The following is a 17,429-nucleotide window of genomic DNA, read 5'->3' on the forward strand; positions in this document are numbered from 1 at the left end:
CGTCGACTCCTTCGCCTCACGTCAGATCGGAACCCATCCTCGCCGACACGGGCCGGCGCGCACAAGATTCGCCCACCCTCCCCCAAACGGCCGGTACGGGCCGCCTCCACCACCGCGCTCACCGCTGCCGCGATACCGCGGGCATCAAGCACTTGATCAACATGCCCGAGTGCGCGTGGGGTAAGTAGTGTGACGGTCGCGTTGTGGCGAGCAACTGCACAGCGCAATATTCTGCGGACTGCCGTCCAAGGGCTGGAGATGATCGTAGTCGGGAACGTCCACGTTCCCCGAGAGTCCGTCCGGCGACGATCGGATCGGCTTTTCAGGCACACTCGCGCAGATTCTTGACGACATCGCTTCCGCAGCAAGTACGGGCGCAGACGAGTTGATCCTCGACCTTACTGGTGGCAGAACACACGTCGGATGCTGGACGCGGCACTCGAATTCGGGAGCTTGTGTCGGCGGCGGGAGTCTGAGGAGGTGGCGGCTATCGGTTTACCTGCCATCCTTCCCCCGACTTCGGCGTCAATGGCTCTGCGACGACTCACCATGGCCGATATCAAGCCCGATGCGACCACAACCTGCCCCAGCATCAGCGACGCCGGCAGTATCAACAACTCCCACCCCGTCGAACCATACGCCTGCGACCACACCACGATCACGATGGCCAAAATCCACGTCAAAGCCTGCCCCAACGTCATCAATGCGCCGGCCCACGTCCGATCAGCGCGTCGGACAAGCCCGATCGTGCCCGCGACCGCCCCCACCAACGCCGCGATCAAACAGACCGGTGTCGGGAGCAACACCATCAGACCGAGAAGCGGTCCAGGCTCGACTATCCCTGTGGTGACCAGTTGCGGCACTACGAATAGCCACACCGACACAGCGCACAGCACCGAGACGACCGATGCGCTCGTGGATACCTTCATCGCATCAACCTAGACCAGACATCAGGTTCACCCGGCAGTCCACGATTGCAGTTGAGACTCACCATCGCGCGATCCTGCGTGCAGCGACCGCGCCGAAATCGAGCGGGCCCGCCTCTGAATCAACACCAAGACTCCGTTGGCTACGACCCGCCCGACCTCGACGACAGTCGGTAGACTCCAAACATGGGCAAGCGCACGGTCCCGAGCGGCACGGTGCATAGAGTGCCAGCAGACCTACGAACGGCGTTGGCCGTTGACGGCCAGGCGCTGAAAGCGTGGAATGACATCACACCACTCGCACGCAATGAGTGGATCTGCTGGGTCGAGGATGCCAAGCTCGACGAAACGAGAGCGCGTCGAATCAAGCGGGCGCATACCGAACTGGCTGAAGGCAAGCGCCGCCCATGCTGCTGGCCTGGTTGTAGCCACCGGGAAAAGACCGGTAAGTAGAACCCTTCCACTCAGCCGCAGCCGACTTGTCCGATCCGGGACCTTCGGCCTCGCGCGGTCGTCCGCGCGACCTTGTTTCTGGAGACAACGAGGTCGCGCACATATTCGACGCAGTGGACAATCGACATAGCTTCAGCGCATGGAAGCTCGATGTAGTCGTATACGACTCGAGGAGCATCACATGAAAGCCGTTCGCATCCATGAGAATCGAGGTCCCGCGAACCCGGAGCTACTCGTGCTCGAGGATGCCCCCGACCCGCACGCCGCCACCGGTGACGTGATCGTCCGAGTGCACGCCGCATCCTTCGTGCCCGACGAGCTCGACTGGCCAGGAACCTGGACGGATCGGGCCGGCCGCGACCGCACGCCGTGCATCCCCGCACACGAGGTGGCCGGCGTTGTCACCGAAGTTGGCTATGGCACCACCGGTTTCGAGGTCGGTGACCGTGTCTTCGGGTTGACCGACTGGCACCGCGACGGCGGCGCCGCCGAGTATGTCGCCGTCGAGGCACGCAACCTGGCTGCGATCCCCGACACCGTAGGATTCCAGGCGTCCGCGGCGCTGCCCCTCGCAGGTCTGACCGCCTGGCGGGGAATGTTCCGACACGGCGGCCTGGAGTTCGGCGACGCCGCCGACCGCACCGTCGTCGTACATGGTGGCGCGGGAGGGACCGGTTCCCTGGTTGTCCAGCTCGCGCACGCGGCCGGATCGCGGGTCGTCGCGACGGGACGGCGTGCAGCCGAGGAACGCGCCCGAGCCACGGCGCAGTCGAATTCCTTCCCCTCGATGGGGAACGCGACCTGGACCAGCTCGCACCGGTGGACCTGGTGTTCGACACCATCGGCGGCGATGCGCTCGCCCGATCGGCCGCGATCGTCAAGCCGGGCGGCGTGCTGGTCTCGATCATTGCGCCGCCCCCGGTGACACCACGCGGCGGACGAACAGTCTTCTTCATCGTCGAACCCGACCGATCAGAGCTCGTGAAACTCGCACAGCTCACCTCGCAGGGGTACCTGCGCCCGCACGTCGGCGCCGTCCGCCCGCTCGCCGAGACACGGGCAGCGTTCCTGTCCAAACGGCGGGGCGTGCCGGGCAAGGTGGTCCTCGGCGTCCCGCCTGCGGGGTTGCCGACCTAGGAGGGCCCACGAACGGAGATCCCTCGAGCGCCGCGGTGAGTTTTCCCGTCACCTCTGGTCTGTACTGGTGTGAGTAGACACGAAGCGTGCGGGAGCAGTCGATCTGCCCGCGTGACGCCGACGGGCAGGTGCCACCGGTCAGCGGTGTACCGCTTCATGAACAGCAAGGAGAAAGTCTCATGACATCGACACCACCCTCCACGGGAACCTCCAACGCGACACCGGCGCCGACGGGCGGAACCACGAAGAAGGCCAGAATCGCTGGACTGGTCGTCAGCGCCCTCGTGGTGCTGTTTCTCCTGTTCGACTCGCTCATCCACATCGCGAACACGCAAATGGTGCGCGAGGCGATGGCCGAGCTGGGTTTTGCCGAGAACCTCAACCGTGTCATCGGGGTCGTTCTGTTGGTGTGCCTGATTCTCTACATCGTGCCCGCCACGGCGATTCTGGGCGCGGTGCTGCTGACCGGATACCTCGGTGGAGCCGTCGCTACCAACATGCTCACCGAGCAGCCGATCGTCAGCACCACCCTGTTCCCGATTTACGTCGGCATCTTCGTGTGGGGCGGTCTGTACCTGCGGGACGCGCGGGTGCGATCGATCATGCCTGTCCGACGCACGTGAACCACCACCCGACTGCTGGCCTCGAATGCCATTGACACCGAACGGATCGATGTTAGGTGATCGCGGCGTCACGCAATTCGGCGTATGAATCTTCCATCGCCACCGCCAGCCGGGCAACGTCGGGCAGCGCCTCGGGGTCTGTGCAGAGCCCGATACCGACGATCCCGGCGCAGGAGATCGCCGAGATCCGCAGCGCGTGGTGAGCTGCGGGCTCGGAGGAGGAGAAGAGCCGCTCGACCTGACGTCCGGAAACGCTGACCGGCACGGGCGGGCCGGGGACGTTCGAGATCGACAGGCTGAACTCGCGCGCGCTACCAGCGAGTCGCTTTGCGGCTTCCTCGACGCGTTTCACGCGTCCGAGAGCGTGGAAGAGATCGAACAGCTCTTCGGCGTCGTCGAGGAGCTTGCGCTTGCTGGTCTCGGCGTTGATCCGGTCGAGTCGGGTGAGCGGATCCGCCTCAGCGAGCGGCAGATCGACATTCAGGAAGGAATCACGGTTTCCGAGTTCGCCCGCTCCCTCGTCCCGGTGGTGCAGGCTGACCGGAACTTGAGCACGAAGACGCGGCAGGGCCGCCTGGCCGGCGCCGAGCCAGCTTCGCAGGCCGCCGGCGACGATCGCGAGGAGTACGTCGTTGACGGTTGGTCGACCGGGGCGTGAGGCGCCGATTGCCTTCAGCTCCGCGAGTGGGGCGACGGTGAAGGCGAGCTCGCGGGCGGCACTGATCGGGCGGTCGAAAGGCGAATGTGAACCGCGATGGCCGAGTTCACGATGCACAACCGCAGGCATCCGCAGTGCCTCGTCGATTCGCGACCGTTGCGGCGAAGCGGCGCGAAGGCCCGGCCGCGTTCCTCCCAGGGGCGGTTCGAGGTGCCGATCCCAGAGGACGTCGTCGAGGAAGCGAACCGCGCTGATCCCGTCGGCCATCGCGTGATGGATCCGCACCGCGATCGCCTCGCGCCCGTCGCCGAGTGGACCGATCAGATCGAACGTCCACAATGGACGCTCGTGGTCGAGGTGCTCGGACATAAGCTTACTGACGGCCCGCCACAGATCGTCGCGCGAGGCACACCCGGGCTCTTCCCGGCGCCGGACGTGGTCACTGATCTCGAACGCCGTCGCCTCGACCCAGCGCGGCTCCGGTCCCGAGGTATCGATCCGTTGCGTCGCTCGCGGCTGGCTCGAAAGCCGCTCCGCCACGGCAGTTCGCAGAGCCTCGACGTCGAGCGGGGAGGTGGCCGGCCCGAGAACGACGAGCTTGAGCGTGTGGCCGGTTATCACCGCCGATTCGAGCCCCAGGATATGTGCGTCGTCGGCGGACAGCCGATCGGGATCCTCGCGGCTCACCTCGGCAAGTCTATTCGGGTCGGCACCTTTTCGAACCAGGAATGTCGGTCCCGCAGCTCAGCACGGACCCAGAGTGTTGCTTGCCTATGTCACACCGTCCGCGGCCCGGCCCCGGCCTTCACAGCGGGGCGGTGATCGGCGCCTCAGGGGCGTGGGTGACAGCGGTGCGCCCGGTCTCGAGGTACTCGGTGACGGTCTGGTCGACGACGGCGTTGCCACCCTGGATCCCCGCACCGTGATCTCCTCCCTCGACGGTGACGAGGTGCGCCCCCATGTCGTGGGCGAGCTGAACTCCCCCCTGATAGGGGGTCTGCGGGTCGCGCATTCCCTGCAGGACGAGCGGGGCCGTCGCCAGTCCTCGATTGCTCAACGTGGGCAGCGCGACAACGGGCGGCGCACCGGTACATTCGGGCCCGGCGCTGTAGCTGTACCCGATGAGGTCGAAGAGATCTCCGGTGACGAAGGTGGAGAAGAGCCAACCCGGAATGCGGTCCGGCCGAGCGGCGACATTGTTCTCGTTGCACAGGACCAGTGACTGCATCATCTGGGCCTGGGCGATCCGCTCGTACTCTTGCTCCGTCAGGTCGTCCATCGCGGTGCCGGCGGGAATCGCGTCTCGACCGTCCCGGATCACCCGCGCCATGAGCGGCCAGCTGTTGCGGGCGGGAAGCACCTGCCGCGTCATCACGTAGATGCTGGACGACATCTGGGCGTGCGACGGGTCGGCGAGACGACGGACGAAGGCCTCGAACTGAACGCGTGCCGGTCCGGTGAGATCGACCCCACCGCGATAAGCATCCGCAACGGCCTGCAGGCCGGGCGGTACGTCACCGATCTGGGCGGGTGGTGGCGCGAGGGTCGGGTTCCCGCCGGCTTCCTCGACGATCCGGTCCGACCACCGCTGATACACCTTCAGCGGAGTGTCACCGAGCCCGTACGTGTCGTCGTGGGCGGCGATCCAGTCCATCAGGTCGTAGAAGCGATCCTTGTAGCCGTCGTTCTGCTGCCACAACACGTCGTTCCACAGCCACTTCTGGTCGACCGCAGAATCGAGGACCATGCGACCGGTGTGCTGAGGGAAGAGAGTCGCATAGGTGGATCCGAGAATTGTGCCGTACGAGAGGCCGTAGATGTCGATGGAGTCCTCGCCGAGTGCGAGCCTGACCTGCTCCCAGTCCTTCGCGGTGTTCTCGGTCGTCAGGTGCGCCGTGGTGCCCGGCGCAGCGGACTCGCATGCGTTACGCGTCGCAGCACCGCCGAAGCCGAGGCTCATCGCCGTCGTCTGTTCAGGGGCCAGCACGCACTCGACCGCGCCGGCGTAGGGAAGACCGCGCGGTTGGACACCGATCACGTCCCACTGTGTGCGGACCGCGTCGGGCAGGATCTCGACGAACATGCTGTTCGAGCCGATCGCGTCTCCGCCGGGCCCACCGGGATTGGTGAACAGCACGCCGCGGCGCGAGCCGGGATCCTCGGCGCGGTGGCGGGTGACGAGCACGTCGATCGTGCCGGCGGCGGGGTCCGCGTAGTTGCGGGGAACGGTGACCGAGGCGCACTGATCGGATGCCGGGTCCAGCTCGTATTCGGCCGGGCAGGACCCCCAGCGAAGATCGTCACCCGGTGCCGGCTGTGCGGTGGCCAGCGGTACCGGCCCCAGGGCGAGTGTGGCGGTGAGGCCGCCGACGAGGGCGACAAATCGCGTACGCCGTGCAAACCTCGCACCCGCGCGCTGTCTCGAGTCCAAGTGCCCATCGATCCCCGGCATACTGTCGCGATCCCCCTCGTAGTCCCGTGTCGTGACGATCGTGGCGCCTGGGCCGCTGCGCAGCCAGCCCGCTCTCGCCCCAGCAGCCAGTGTCTCAGACGCACCACCGCGACGACCGGTAACCCGGAATCGGAGATGTCGCCACGGAACCCGGGTGCACACGTCTTTGCGGTGCTGCGTCATCGTGCACCACCGGCGGGACCGTGAAAGCCGGAACCGGAAGCGCTGACCAAGGGTTCGGCCGCGCCTGGCGTACTGTATTGGCGTGCGCTACGAGGTAGTTGAGTCCGACACCGCGACCGCATTGGGCAGCGGTGACGTTCCTGTGCTGTCGACCCCCCGGCTGATTGCGTGGATGGAGGCGGCCACCGTCACCTGCGCTGCATCGTTCATCGGTGCGGGCCAGACGACAGTCGGGACCGCTGTCCGAATCGAGCACCGCGGCCCGACACCGGTCGGTGCAACCGTCGAGATCGCGGCCGAGCCACCAGCCGCCGCTGTCGGCCACCGCCTCACCTTCACCGTGCGGGCGACCGATAGCTCGGGGAAGGTGGTCGCGTCGGGCGAGATCGACCGGGCGATCGTCGACCGGGACCGGTTTCTCGCGGCGGCGTCACCCGCGAAGCCTGATCGCTGACCGCGCTTGTCGCGCACTCACCACTGACCGCCATGTCGCGACCGGCCCGATCCCCCAGCCCTGATGGCGGGCACGGTTACTCACTCGTCGCTGAAGAGTGACCGGTGGATCTCGGCGGATGTTTGCGTGGGGGAATCGCCGGTGCGCGGCGCGTCGGAGACGGGCTCCGGGGTGCTGTGGGTCAGCGTTCGCTGCGCAGAGAAGAGTGGGAGTTCGGATTTGTCGTGATCGATGGTCATTCTGTTCCTTGATTCAGGTGTATGTGGGCGCGGCCGGCTGGGGTGATGGCGACCGGGTAGATCATTGTCGAAATGTGTCGCGTCCGCATGATGTCGTGGGCGGCTCATTCGGCTCGCCATCAGGCGTGGTGCCCACCCTGGGAGATGGTCGCGCGGTGCGGATCTGCGCGGCGCCTGGGCGTGCGGGCCTGCAGCGCTTGTCATCAAATGGACGCTCCTTGCATCGGCCGCAAATCGGCCGGCATTCTCTCGAATCGGGAACGCGTGAGCCGACTCGCTCGATGCGACAACCATTCCGATTCACCAAGCCTATACCCCCATACCATCCGCCTGCTCAACAGTGAACGATCTCACTGCGTGGCGCCCCGAATAAGCGACCTGCTGAGGCGGCGCCGCCCTACCTCGTGTCTCGAGCGCACGGCCTGTTGCCGGCCGCTCGAGGTGAAGATCGGGCGATCTACTCGTGTGCACCACCCCGGGCGCCCATCGCAAGCGATACTGAAATGCCCCACCCTTTCCGAGGAGACGTGAACATGAGCCTGTACGCAGTTGTGGACCCCGCCACCGGAAAGACGGTGCGCGAATATCCGACCGCGACCGACGAGCAGATGCAGGCGGCGTTGTCCGCGGCGGAGAAGGCGCACCGCGAGTGGTCGCGCGGCTCGACGGTGGTTGAGCGCGCCGAACTGCTCCGGAAGGTCGCCGAGTTGCACACCGAACGCCGCGACGAACTGGCCAAGATCATCCAGCGGGAGATGGGCAAGCCGCTGGACCAGTCGTTGGGGGAAGTTGACTTCAGCGCCGCGATCTACCAGTACTACGCCGACAACGCCGAGAAGTTCCTGGCTGACGAGCCGATCGACCTGGTCGAGGGCGACGGTACCGCGCTGATCCGCCGCAACTCGATCGGTGTGCTGATCGGCATCATGCCGTGGAACTACCCCTACTACCAGGTCGCCCGGTTCGCGGGTCCGAATCTGGCACTGGGCAACACCATTGTGCTCAAACATGCACCGCAATGCCCGGAATCGGCGGCGGCACTGCACCAGATCTTCACCGACGCCGGATATCGGGAGGGCGCCTACGTCAACGTCTACGCCACCAACGAGCAGATCGCCGACGCGATCGCCGACCCGCGGGTCCAGGGCGTGTCATTGACCGGGTCCGAGCGTGCGGGCGCAGCGGTCGCCGAGATCGCCGGCCGCAACCTCAAGAAGGTGGTGCTGGAACTCGGGGGTTCCGATCCGTTCATCGTGCTCAGTTCCGATGACCTCGACGCCACCGTAAAAGCGGCAATAGAAGGTCGTTTCGAGAACACCGGGCAGGCGTGCAACGCCGCGAAGCGATTCATCATCGCCGAGGACCTCTACGACGACTTCGTCAGCAGATTCACCGCGGAGGTGCTCGCCACCGCAGACGGACTCGCGCCGCTGTCGTCGGTCGCCGCCGCCGACCGGCTGTCCGAGCAGGTGCAGCAGGCGATCGCCGAGGGCGCCACGCTGGTGTCGGAGGGTGAACGCCAGGGTGCCTTCTTCCCACCCGCCGTGCTGACGAATGTGTCGCGGGATTCACGAACCTACCGGGAGGAACTGTTCGGGCCGGTTGCGACGATCTACAAGGTGCGTTCCGAGGATGAGGCCGTCGAGCTGGCGAACGACACTCCGTTCGGTCTCGGCTCGTATGTCTTCACCACGGACCCCGATCAGGCCTACCGCGTCGCCGACTCACTGGAGGCCGGCATGGTGTTCGTCAATGCCGTTGGCGCCGAAGGAGTCGAGCTGCCGTTCGGCGGCGTGAAGCGCTCCGGTTTCGGTCGCGAACTCGGCAAATACGGGATCGACGAATTCGTGAACAAGAAACTCATCCGCGTCAGCTGACCCGACGATTCCAGTATTTCAGCGCCCTCGGCGTGCAGTTCGATACCGGCGCCCCCACCGGATACCCATCCGGCGACAGAAGTGGGGACCGCACCCACCGGATGCGGTCCCCACGTTGCGCTGGTCAGACAGAGCGCACGTTCGTGGCCTGCGGGCCCTTCTGGCCCTGGCCGACCTCGAACTCCACACGCTGGTTCTCGTCGAGCGACTTGAACCCGCTGCCCGAGATTTCCGAGTAGTGCACGAAGACGTCCGGAGTTCCGTCGTCGGGTGCGATGAAACCGAAGCCCTTCTCACCGTTGAACCACTTCACAATGCCCTGCGCCATGCCCATACTCCCTAAATCTCGATCCGGACCCTCACATCGAGGTTCCGATCTCGATGACCTGATCCTGCCATCCTCGATGTAGTCGCGAAGAACCGGTCGCCTTCGGGTCGACGTTTTTGCATACACCGAGCGCGGTCAGCGGACCATCACCCAGCGCTAGTGTCCCGTCAGCCCGGACCTTTGCGTCCCACGAGGTGAAAGACGCGGCTGAGTTGACGGTAGGAGTCTCATCGGCTCCACGCCGCGGATCCGCACAAGCTCGCGGAGTTCCTCCACCGTGTCGGCTCGAGTCGGCCTCCCAGCACCCCGATCTCCCCCCCGGTGTCAAACGATGCCAGGGCGTCGTCCCACCGTTGTTCCAGGGCCGGGCGCACTGCCATCGCCTTCGCGTTGCCCGTCGTGATCGATACGACGCCACCGGCGCCAGTGCACCGGCACAGCTGGTCGACGAGCGGCTCCGGCTGCTCCAGGTACCCGAGCACGCCGTGACACAGCACGGCGGCGAACCGTTGACCATTCACCGCCTCGTCGGCGTTCTCGCCGTCGGCTACCACGAGCGTCACCCGTCGCTGGGTCTCACCAGGCAGTCGCTGGAGTCGCTGTCGAGCTTGTCCAGCATCACCGACGACGGGTCGGGCACCGTCACGTCGTAACCGGCTCGGGCCAGCGGAAACGATTGATTGCCCGCGCCGCCGCCGACGTCGAGCACTGTCGCTGGGGGCGCCGGCAAATGCTCCAACAGCTGCTGGTGCAGCACATAGATGCGCACGCGTCCCTTCACCGAGGCATACGCCTCATCGGCAAATTGGTCGGCCACACCGGCCCAGGTGTCATCGCCCACAGCCCCAAGATGGTGATTCGAACTTCTCGACGATGGGCGGGACCTCGGGCCGTTGTCCACATTATCGATCGGATCGATTCGAGATCGGGTCAAACGATCCGCACTCTGCCCCGCTTCTGCTGTGTCTCGTCGCGCATGTGGTGCCGGCTCGACAGTCTTTTCAGAGAATCTGCACGATCTCAACGATTCACTTTCCATCGCCGTCCGGTGACAGTGTTGGTATGGAGCAGACTCGATGTTGCGCCGTCTCTCCGGCACCGGGCGACACCGCGCGCCAGTCTGTGACCGGCCCGCGACAACAACCGAACAGAACGGAAGAGACGACACCGATGACCGACAGCCCCCTCGATCTCACCTACGCCGCGGCCGAAGACCGCTACGAGAAGGTCCCGTACCACCGAACCGGAAACTCCGGACTCGATCTGCCCGCCTTCTCGTTCGGCCTGTGGCAGAAGTTCGGTAGCGACTACGCATTTGCGACTCAGCGGGAGATCATCCTCCACGCGTTCGACCTGGGCATTACCCACTTCGACAACGCCGACCGCTACGGCCCACCGCATCGCGCAGCCCAGAAGAACTTCGGCGCCGTGCTCGCCAAGGACCTCGCGCCTTATCGGGACGAACTCATCCTGTCGACCAAGGCAGGCAACCCGATCGGTCCGAGCCCGTATCTCAAAGGCGGCTCGCGCAAGTCGATCCTGACCTCGCTCGACCAAAGTCTGCGCGACCTCGGCACCGACTACGTCGACATCTTCTACCACCACAGCCCCGACCTCAGCACGCCACTGGAGGAATCCGTCGGGGCTCTGGTCAGCGCGGTGGAGCAGGGCAAGGCGCTCTACGTCGGCATTTCCAACTACCTACCCGATCGCACACACGAAGCCGCCGAACTGCTACGCCAGGCCGGCGTTCCGCTGCTCATCCACCAGGCGCGTTACTCGATCTACGACCGTCGTCCCGAACAGAACGGCTTGCTGGACACCGCCCGGCAGGACGGATTCGGGCTGATCGTGTATTCACCCCTGGCGCAGGGTCTGCTGACGGACAAGTACCTGGAGACGATTCCCGAGCGCGCACGAGCACAGAACAGCGCGTTCTTGACGCCGGATGTGATCGACGAGACCTACCGGCAGCGCACGGCCGAGCTCAACAAGATTGCCGAGGCTCGTGGCCAGTCACTCGCACAGCTGGCACTGCAGTGGGTGCTGCGGCGGCAGGAGGTCACCTCGGCGCTGATCGGAGCGAGTTCGACCGAGCAGCTCGACCACAACATCGCGGCCCTGAACTTCCCGCCGCTCACCGACGAAGAACTCGCGCTTATCGAGGAGCACGGGGTGCACGGAACCGGACTCAGGCTCTGACAACCACTCACCCGCTCGCGCCGACAGCGCGGGCGGGTGACTGTCTCTGTTTGCGCAAAGCTGTTGCGGGGAAGCGCAAGTAGGGCTCCCCCGGCTCATTCGCGCAGTAACGGCAGCAGTTGGTTGCCCTGGCGCTCGATCTCCGGCAGATACGGGGTGTCGGAGAGCACGAAGTGGGTGATGCCGAGATCCTGGTACTTGCGCAGCGACTTCGCGACGTCCTCCGGGGAGCCGACGAGCCAGGTAGTGCCGGCGCCGCCGCCACCGACCTTCCCGGGTGCGGTGTACAGGTTGTCGTCGAGTACGTCGCCACGGGTTGCCAGGTCGAGGAGTCGCTGCTGTCCCACGGCGGTCTGGCGATGCGGGTTCTGTGGAGGCGCACCCTGATTCTTCGCCATCTCCGCGACCTTCGCCTCTGCCTCGGCCCAGGCCTGCTCGGTCGTGTCCCGGACGAAGGTGGTGATCCGCAGGCCGAACTCGAGCGGCGCATGCTCGCGGCCGAGTTCCTGACTCAGTGAGCGCAACCGCTCGATCCGCTCCTGCACACCCGCGAGCGGCTCACCCCAGAACAGCTGAACGTCGGCCTCGGTCGCCGCAACACGCTCGGCGGCTTCGGACGCGCCACCGAAGTAGAGCTTCGGGTGCGGTCGATCTTCGCGCGGCGAGATCCGGGGCAGCACCGTGGAATCGGTGACCTGGAAGTGCTCACCCCGGTAGGTGACGTTCTCCTCGGTCCACAGCTTGCGGACGAGCTGGAGGAACTCCTTCGTGCGGGCATAACGGTGCGCCTGGTCGCTCTCGTGTTCGCCGTACGCTCCGAGGTTGTCCTTCCCGGACACGATGTTGATCCGAACCCGGCCACCGGTCAGATGATCGAGAGTAGCGACTGCGGAAGCGAAGTGAGCCGGTCGCCAGTAGCCGGGCCGGATCGCGATGAGCGGCTCGAACGTCGCCGTCCTGGCCGCAAGGGCGGCGGCGACGGTGAGGGTGTCCGGCCGACCCCAACCGGTGCCGATCAAGGCCCCCTTCCAGCCGTGTTCCTCGAGGGCCTTCGCCTGCGTCGTGAGGGTATCCAGGCTGTTGTGGTCAACCGTGACGGCGTCGCCGCGGTGTCCCGGGGTGACCTGATTCGGTATGTACCAGAGGAATTCGAGACTCATGGTATGTGATTCCTGTTCGATGGCGGTGATCAGCGGGCGAGTTCGGCGAGCTGAGCTCGGCGAACGTCGGTGGTTTGTCCTTGGACCAGAACGAAGAGCGCCGACCGCGCATGGAGTTGCGCCGTGTCGCCACCGCTCAGCCCCCGGCCGGCCCGCGCTATCAGCAGTGCACGGGTGATCGTGGCCAGGGCCTCTCCACTGGCGACCTTGGTCGCGAGGCGTTCGGAGAGCCGGTACGGACCGCCTCCCGCAGCGGTGGCTTCATCGGACAGCTCGTACGCCGTGCTCCGAATCCGCGCGATGCGCGGCCGCCACGTCGCCGCCACGTCCTGGGCGAGCGGCTGTCCCGCCTGCTCCAACTCCCGAAGGACCGTCTCTGCGAGACCGAAGTGGTGACCCCGTGCGTCGCTGGCCGTACCGATGTCGTTGAAAACTGCTGTCTCCAGCGAATGGGCAGAGAGTACGTGCTCGTCGGGAACGAACACGTCGTCGAGCTCGACCCGTGCGGTCCGGCTGCCGGCGACGGCGCCGAGTGGGAGCGGGCCGGCACTGCGCGTGCGGTCGGTCACCGGCACGAGCGCGGTGACGACGGTCTCGGTGTGCTTCTCGACCGCGGCGACAGACAGCGCCGAGTTGAGCCCCCACCCACTGACCCAGGAGATGGTGCCGTTGAAGATCCAGCCGCCGCTGGACTTTCCGGCCGCGATGTAGTGGTCGGGAAACCTCCGGACATCGCTGACTCCGGCGCCGAGCAGAAGCTCGCCACGCAGAATGCGCTCGGCGAGCTCCGGGACCGGTTCGCCTCGTTTCCTGGATTCGACGATGCGCCCTGCCAGCGGTGCGTGCTGCGCCCAGACCAGCCACGTGTTGAAGCAGGCGCCCGCGATGATCTCGTGCAGGCGGCGGTCGGTGTTGCGGTCGATGTCGAGGCCGCCGTATTCCCGTGGGGCTTGATGGTTGAGGAGCCCCAGCGCGGCGAGCTCGTCGATACGTTTGCCGCTGACCCCGTCGCGGTCGGTCGACAGCGCTTCGGGGCGCAGCACTTGTTCGGCGTACTCCCGCACGTGAGCGACGAAGGGGTGGCGGTCGGCGGCGGTCACAGCCTCGGCCGGACTGACGGCCATGTTCGCCGCTGTCATGTCGTCCCTTCCCTGCATTTCGGCCCATGGGAGATGCGCACAGGATGCCCACCACCCGCCGGGGTGACGATGATCAGCATCCGGACATCGAGAGACTAACGCCGGTTGTCACCGCCGGTCGTTCACCGCTTGCGTCCTCCACGACGGGAAACAGGACCTGACGTGGGACAGTGCGACTCGATCGGACATTAATTCGTCCAGATCGGAAACATCCAGTGCAGGCGGAGTTTTCGATCGGGCTGATGAAAAGGGGTGCTCGAACAGGCCACGAACCGTAGGCTCACGGGCGACCATCCAGAGCGACCGAGAGACCCGGCTCGACGACGTCGCAGCAACCCCCTGAAGGCAGGTGAGGGTGCTTCCGCCGGGAACGATGGAGGGAACACTGATGAGGGTCGTCGGCACAACCCCTGCGAAAGAACCTCGGTATCCCCGCGAGACCGACCCCTCGGTTCGTCGTGTGACCGAACCCTTCCGGATCCTGTGGTATCACTGGCACTTTCGTGCAGATCCCTCACCGTGCCGAAATGCAAGTAGTTCGATCAGGCAGATTCCAACTCGGCTCATCGGTTGCCCCTGGACTCTATAGTTTTCGCATGTCGGAGCTGCATTCGATCGCCGTCTCGAAGTAGGCATGAAAACCATCGTTCCCATTGCACTTGTCGGCTTCGCCGCCCAACTCGTCGACGGCAGTCTCGGAAATGGCCTACGGGGTCACCACCACCACCCTGCTAATCGCCATCGGCACCAACCCGGCGACCGCTTGCCTGGAACCACGGAAAGTGATCGGATCGATCGACACGAGCGAGGTCGTCATCGCCGTCGCAGCAAGCCTCGGGTTCCTGTTCAGCCCAGGGACGCAGGGTGGGTCGCGGCAATCCTGCTCGGCGGCGTGCTCGCTGCCCCACTGGCAGCCTGGCTCGTTCGCCACATACCACCTCGACTGGTGGGCGCATCCGTCGGCGGCATCATCGTACTCACCAACGCCCGCAGCCTTATCCGCAGTGAACGGATCGACCTGCCGGCGTTCGCATCGAGGGCGATCTACACGGTGATCATCGCCGCCTGGATCGGTGCATTCCTGTACTCCCTGCGCGAATACCTCCGCGACCGCGAACGCGAATCCGCCGATGCAATCAGCGCAGTGGCACAGGCCGCCTCCGGCCCGGAACCAGCACTCCCGTAAGTGGACCGCTAGCCCACCCACACTCCGAACGGAAGAGTTTCGATCACCGGATGGCATTGAGGTTCCGGTGATTTCAACTGTCGACTGACACATCGTCACCATGACACTGTGATTCATCGAATTTACGTGTATGGAGAACTGTCATGACCGAAAGCGCGACGAGCACCAAGTTCGTCGTCCGCACAGCCCAGTGGTCCGATCCCGACGCGGTGACACTGCGGGCGGCAATGGCGGCAGAGGTCGGTCCCAGATATTCCGACCGAGTGTCGGACGCCGTCCGTGCCGCCACCAATGCCGTGGATCCAGAATCGGTGCACGCCACCATCCTGGTCTACGTCAGGGAAATCGAGTCTGCCGAGCCACGTGCCGTGGGCCATGCCGCTTTGCGCTGGAACGGCGACGACCTCGAGGTGAAGCGGGTGTTCGTCGTCAAGGAGCATCGTGGAACCGGGGTATCGACCGCGCTGCTGAGCGCGGTCGAGGATGCGGCACGAGACGCGAAGCGCCCCCGGTTGATTCTCCAGACCGGCGACCGGCAACCCGACGCGGTCAGGCTGTATGAGAAGAGTGGCTACTCGAGGATTCCGATCTTCTCCCCATACGAGGCATTGCCCTTCTCGAACTGCTTCGAGAAGGTATTCGGGTAGACCTGCCGAACGAAAATCCGCCGCCGGAGACACGGCGGCGTTCGTCGGCCGTCCCCGCATCCAGGGACGGCCGACGACCTGCGGGTCAGACAGACGCAGTGGTGCTCGAGGCCGCAGCGGGGTCGAGTGCCGTCGTGTCCACAGCCTGCCCGTGCGCCGCCTCCACACCCTCACGGACCCGTCTGCCGAGACCGGCATCGACGTTCGTCCAGTACTCGTACACGCGGCTCAGCACCGGCTCGCGGACGCCGTTCGACACATGGCCGACGATGTTCGAGACCAACCGGTCGCGCGCGGCGTCATCGAGGACCTCTCGCACCAGTGTCCCGGGCTGTGCCCAGTCGCTGTCCTCCGCGTGCTGGAGGTACCCGGCGCGGACCGCGCGGCCGTCGAACTCCCATGCGCCCTCGTCGTTGTCCGCACGCAACGGGTCGGCCGCCGGCCCGCCGTACGAATTCGGGGCGTACACGGGGATCTCGGGGTCGTTCCACAGGATCTGCGACGCCCCGTCCTTGTACGAGTAGGAGTGCACCGGAGACTTCGGCCTGTTCACCGGCAACTGCGCGTAGTTGGACCCGATCCGGTACCGGTGTGCGTCGGCGTACGAGAAGATGCGGCTCAGCAGCACCTTGTCGGGGCTCGCCCCGATTCCCGGAACCAGATTCGACGGTTCGAAGGAGGCCTGCTCAATCTGCGCGTGGAAGTTCTCCGGGTTGCGGTTGAGGGTGAGCTTGCCGACCTCGATGAGCGGGTAGTCCTTCTGCGACCACACCTTCGTCAGATCGAACGGATTGAACCGGTACCCCTCCGCGTCCTCCTCGGACAGGATCTGAACCTTCAGGGTCCAACTCGGGAAGTCGCCGTCCTCGATCGCGCGGAAGAGGTCGGCCCGGTGGTGGTCGGGATCGGAGCCGGCAAGCACGTCGGCTTCCTCCTGGGTGAGGAATTCGATTCCCTGGTTCGTTTTGAAGTGAAACTTCACCCACGACCGCGTGCCCTCGGCGTTCACGAACTGGTAGGTGTGCGAACCGAATCCGTCCTGGTGTCGCCATGTCTTCGGGATTCCCCGATCACCCAGCAGCCAGGTGACCTGGTGTGCCGATTCAGGGCGGAGCGTCCAGTAATCCCACTGCTGGTGATTGTCGCGCAGGCCCGAGTCGGGACGCCGCTTCTGGGAACGGATGAAGTCGGGGAACTTGCTGGGATCCTTGATGAAGAAGACCGGGGTGTTGTTCCCGACGAGGTCGTGGTTTCCCTGTTCGGTGTAGAACTTCAACGCGAACCCGCGCGGGTCACGCCAGGTGTCGGGACTGCCCTGCTCACCTGCGACGGTCGAGAACCGCGCCAGGACCTCGGTCTTCTTGCCGGGCTGCAGGAAGTCGGCCTTGGTGTATCGGGAGATGTCGTGCGTGATCTCGAGTTCGCCGAACGCGCCCCCGCCCTTCGCGTGGACGACCCGCTCCGGGACCCGTTCACGGTTGAACTGGGCGAGTTTCTCGATCAGGTAGTGGTCGTGGAGCAGGATCGGGCCCTGTGGGCCCGCGGTGAGGGACTCGTTGTCGCTCGCGACAGGGATGCCGGCGTTGGTAGTGGTGGGCGGAATCGTCGTGCCGTTGCCGTTCGAATGTGGATCAGTCATCGTCGATGCCTCCAGAGGTGAGTGATGGTGATTTCCGTTGGGCTGTAACGGAAAAGAGTGGGCCTTGGGTCGGCGCCGCGGTGCTGTCGGCCGACAGCTGCGACCCTGCCAGGGGATCCCACGTGC

16 protein-coding genes, 2 pseudogenes and 1 riboswitch are annotated in these 17,429 nt (G+C 65.4%); of the genes and pseudogenes, 9 read left to right on the plus strand and 9 right to left on the minus strand.

Going from position 1 to position 17,429, the window contains the following annotated elements; all coding sequences use genetic code 11:
* Positions 1-549: 549 nt before the first annotated feature.
* The 4 genes and pseudogenes from PSR88_RS02845 to PSR88_RS02860 all read left to right on the plus strand — a co-directional run bounded on the left by PSR88_RS02845 (position 550) and on the right by PSR88_RS02860 (position 3,139).
* Positions 550-942, plus strand: coding sequence for a hypothetical protein (locus PSR88_RS02845; protein WP_157180083.1), 393 nt, complete (start codon positions 550-552; stop codon positions 940-942).
* A 170-nt stretch (positions 943-1,112) separates the two neighbouring features.
* Positions 1,113-1,379: a YdeI/OmpD-associated family protein gene (locus tag PSR88_RS02850; protein WP_083853031.1), complete on the plus strand. Its 267-nt coding sequence runs from the start codon at positions 1,113-1,115 to the stop codon at positions 1,377-1,379.
* Positions 1,380-1,560: 181 nt separating this feature from the next.
* A pseudogene (locus PSR88_RS02855) lies at positions 1,561-2,516 on the plus strand (NADP-dependent oxidoreductase).
* A 179-nt stretch (positions 2,517-2,695) separates the two neighbouring features.
* Positions 2,696-3,139 carry a DoxX family protein gene (locus PSR88_RS02860; protein ID WP_011593840.1) on the plus strand — a complete coding sequence of 148 codons (444 nt, stop codon included), beginning with the start codon at positions 2,696-2,698 and terminating at the stop codon, positions 3,137-3,139.
* Positions 3,140-3,191: 52 nt separating this feature from the next.
* On the opposite strand, the gene PSR88_RS02865 is transcribed toward PSR88_RS02860, so the two are convergent.
* Together PSR88_RS02865 and PSR88_RS02870 are read right to left on the minus strand one after the other, a co-directional pair.
* Positions 3,192-4,484: a wax ester/triacylglycerol synthase domain-containing protein gene (locus PSR88_RS02865; RefSeq protein WP_016880873.1), complete on the minus strand. Its 1,293-nt coding sequence runs from the start codon at positions 4,482-4,484 to the stop codon at positions 3,192-3,194.
* A 118-nt stretch (positions 4,485-4,602) separates the two neighbouring features.
* Entirely contained in the window at positions 4,603-6,249 is a 1,647-nt protein-coding gene (locus tag PSR88_RS02870) for an alpha/beta fold hydrolase (RefSeq protein ID WP_016880872.1), read from the minus strand.
* Between the two features lie 265 nt (positions 6,250-6,514).
* Between PSR88_RS02870 and PSR88_RS02875 the strand changes: the two genes are divergently transcribed.
* The gene (locus PSR88_RS02875) at positions 6,515-6,886 is read left to right on the plus strand and encodes a thioesterase family protein (protein ID WP_016880870.1); all 372 of its coding nucleotides are present in this window, start codon (positions 6,515-6,517) and stop codon (positions 6,884-6,886) included.
* Between the two features lie 80 nt (positions 6,887-6,966).
* On the opposite strand, the gene PSR88_RS02880 is transcribed toward PSR88_RS02875, so the two are convergent.
* The gene (locus tag PSR88_RS02880) at positions 6,967-7,125 is read right to left on the minus strand and encodes a hypothetical protein (RefSeq protein ID WP_016880869.1); all 159 of its coding nucleotides are present in this window, start codon (positions 7,123-7,125) and stop codon (positions 6,967-6,969) included.
* 533 nt (positions 7,126-7,658) lie between these two features.
* Here PSR88_RS02880 and PSR88_RS02885 point away from each other — a divergent pair.
* Positions 7,659-9,002: an NAD-dependent succinate-semialdehyde dehydrogenase gene (locus tag PSR88_RS02885; RefSeq protein WP_016880868.1), complete on the plus strand. Its 1,344-nt coding sequence runs from the start codon at positions 7,659-7,661 to the stop codon at positions 9,000-9,002.
* A 124-nt stretch (positions 9,003-9,126) separates the two neighbouring features.
* Here PSR88_RS02885 and PSR88_RS02890 read toward each other — a convergent pair whose 3' ends face one another.
* The 3 genes from PSR88_RS02890 to PSR88_RS02900 all read right to left on the minus strand — a co-directional run bounded on the left by PSR88_RS02890 (position 9,127) and on the right by PSR88_RS02900 (position 10,171).
* On the minus strand, positions 9,127-9,330 hold the full coding sequence (locus PSR88_RS02890) for a cold-shock protein (protein WP_005242781.1): 204 nt from the start codon (positions 9,328-9,330) through the stop codon (positions 9,127-9,129).
* A 227-nt stretch (positions 9,331-9,557) separates the two neighbouring features.
* Positions 9,558-9,893, minus strand: coding sequence for a hypothetical protein (locus tag PSR88_RS02895; protein WP_237723888.1), 336 nt, complete (start codon positions 9,891-9,893; stop codon positions 9,558-9,560).
* Positions 9,890-10,171: a methyltransferase gene (locus PSR88_RS02900; protein ID WP_237723886.1), complete on the minus strand. Its 282-nt coding sequence runs from the start codon at positions 10,169-10,171 to the stop codon at positions 9,890-9,892. Before PSR88_RS02900 ends, PSR88_RS02895 begins: the two co-directional genes overlap by 4 nt.
* Positions 10,172-10,500: 329 nt before the next feature.
* On the opposite strand from PSR88_RS02900, the gene PSR88_RS02905 reads away from it, so the two are divergent.
* Positions 10,501-11,532: an aldo/keto reductase gene (locus PSR88_RS02905; RefSeq protein ID WP_016880866.1), complete on the plus strand. Its 1,032-nt coding sequence runs from the start codon at positions 10,501-10,503 to the stop codon at positions 11,530-11,532.
* 95 nt (positions 11,533-11,627) lie between these two features.
* On the opposite strand, the gene PSR88_RS02910 is transcribed toward PSR88_RS02905, so the two are convergent.
* Complete coding sequence (locus tag PSR88_RS02910) at positions 11,628-12,692, minus strand: LLM class flavin-dependent oxidoreductase (protein ID WP_011593849.1); 1,065 nt, start codon at positions 12,690-12,692, stop codon at positions 11,628-11,630.
* A gap of 29 nt (positions 12,693-12,721) precedes the next feature.
* Positions 12,722-13,831: an acyl-CoA dehydrogenase family protein gene (locus PSR88_RS02915; RefSeq protein ID WP_016880865.1), complete on the minus strand. Its 1,110-nt coding sequence runs from the start codon at positions 13,829-13,831 to the stop codon at positions 12,722-12,724.
* A 287-nt stretch (positions 13,832-14,118) separates the two neighbouring features.
* Positions 14,119-14,211: riboswitch (SAM riboswitch) on the plus strand.
* 254 nt (positions 14,212-14,465) lie between these two features.
* Between PSR88_RS02915 and PSR88_RS02920 the strand changes: the two are divergent.
* A pseudogene (locus tag PSR88_RS02920) lies at positions 14,466-15,017 on the plus strand (TSUP family transporter).
* Between the two features lie 143 nt (positions 15,018-15,160).
* On the plus strand, positions 15,161-15,664 hold the full coding sequence (locus PSR88_RS02925) for a GNAT family N-acetyltransferase (protein ID WP_016880862.1): 504 nt from the start codon (positions 15,161-15,163) through the stop codon (positions 15,662-15,664).
* An 85-nt stretch (positions 15,665-15,749) separates the two neighbouring features.
* On the opposite strand, the gene PSR88_RS02930 is transcribed toward PSR88_RS02925, so the two are convergent.
* The gene (locus PSR88_RS02930) at positions 15,750-17,303 is read right to left on the minus strand and encodes a catalase (protein WP_016880861.1); all 1,554 of its coding nucleotides are present in this window, start codon (positions 17,301-17,303) and stop codon (positions 15,750-15,752) included.
* Positions 17,304-17,429: the final 126 nt, after the last annotated feature.

The organism is Rhodococcus sp. DK176, from assembly GCF_038447315.2.
Classification (GTDB): Bacteria; Actinomycetota; Actinomycetes; order Mycobacteriales; family Mycobacteriaceae; genus Rhodococcus_F; species Rhodococcus_F jostii_A.

Coding starts and splice junctions, on each gene's coding strand:
- PSR88_RS02845 (WP_157180083.1), top strand. CDS start 550: ATGGCCGATATCAAGCCCGATGCGACCACAACCTGCCCCAGCATCAGC.
- PSR88_RS02850 (WP_083853031.1), top strand. CDS start 1,113: ATGGGCAAGCGCACGGTCCCGAGCGGCACGGTGCATAGAGTGCCAGCA.
- PSR88_RS02860 (WP_011593840.1), top strand. CDS start 2,696: ATGACATCGACACCACCCTCCACGGGAACCTCCAACGCGACACCGGCG.
- PSR88_RS02870 (WP_016880872.1), bottom strand. CDS start 6,249: ATGCCGGGGATCGATGGGCACTTGGACTCGAGACAGCGCGCGGGTGCG.
- PSR88_RS02880 (WP_016880869.1), bottom strand. CDS start 7,125: ATGACCATCGATCACGACAAATCCGAACTCCCACTCTTCTCTGCGCAG.
- PSR88_RS02885 (WP_016880868.1), top strand. CDS start 7,659: ATGAGCCTGTACGCAGTTGTGGACCCCGCCACCGGAAAGACGGTGCGC.
- PSR88_RS02890 (WP_005242781.1), bottom strand. CDS start 9,330: ATGGCGCAGGGCATTGTGAAGTGGTTCAACGGTGAGAAGGGCTTCGGT.
- PSR88_RS02905 (WP_016880866.1), top strand. CDS start 10,501: ATGACCGACAGCCCCCTCGATCTCACCTACGCCGCGGCCGAAGACCGC.
- PSR88_RS02910 (WP_011593849.1), bottom strand. CDS start 12,692: ATGAGTCTCGAATTCCTCTGGTACATACCGAATCAGGTCACCCCGGGA.
- PSR88_RS02915 (WP_016880865.1), bottom strand. CDS start 13,831: ATGACAGCGGCGAACATGGCCGTCAGTCCGGCCGAGGCTGTGACCGCC.
- PSR88_RS02925 (WP_016880862.1), top strand. CDS start 15,161: ATGACCGAAAGCGCGACGAGCACCAAGTTCGTCGTCCGCACAGCCCAG.
- PSR88_RS02930 (WP_016880861.1), bottom strand. CDS start 17,303: ATGACTGATCCACATTCGAACGGCAACGGCACGACGATTCCGCCCACC.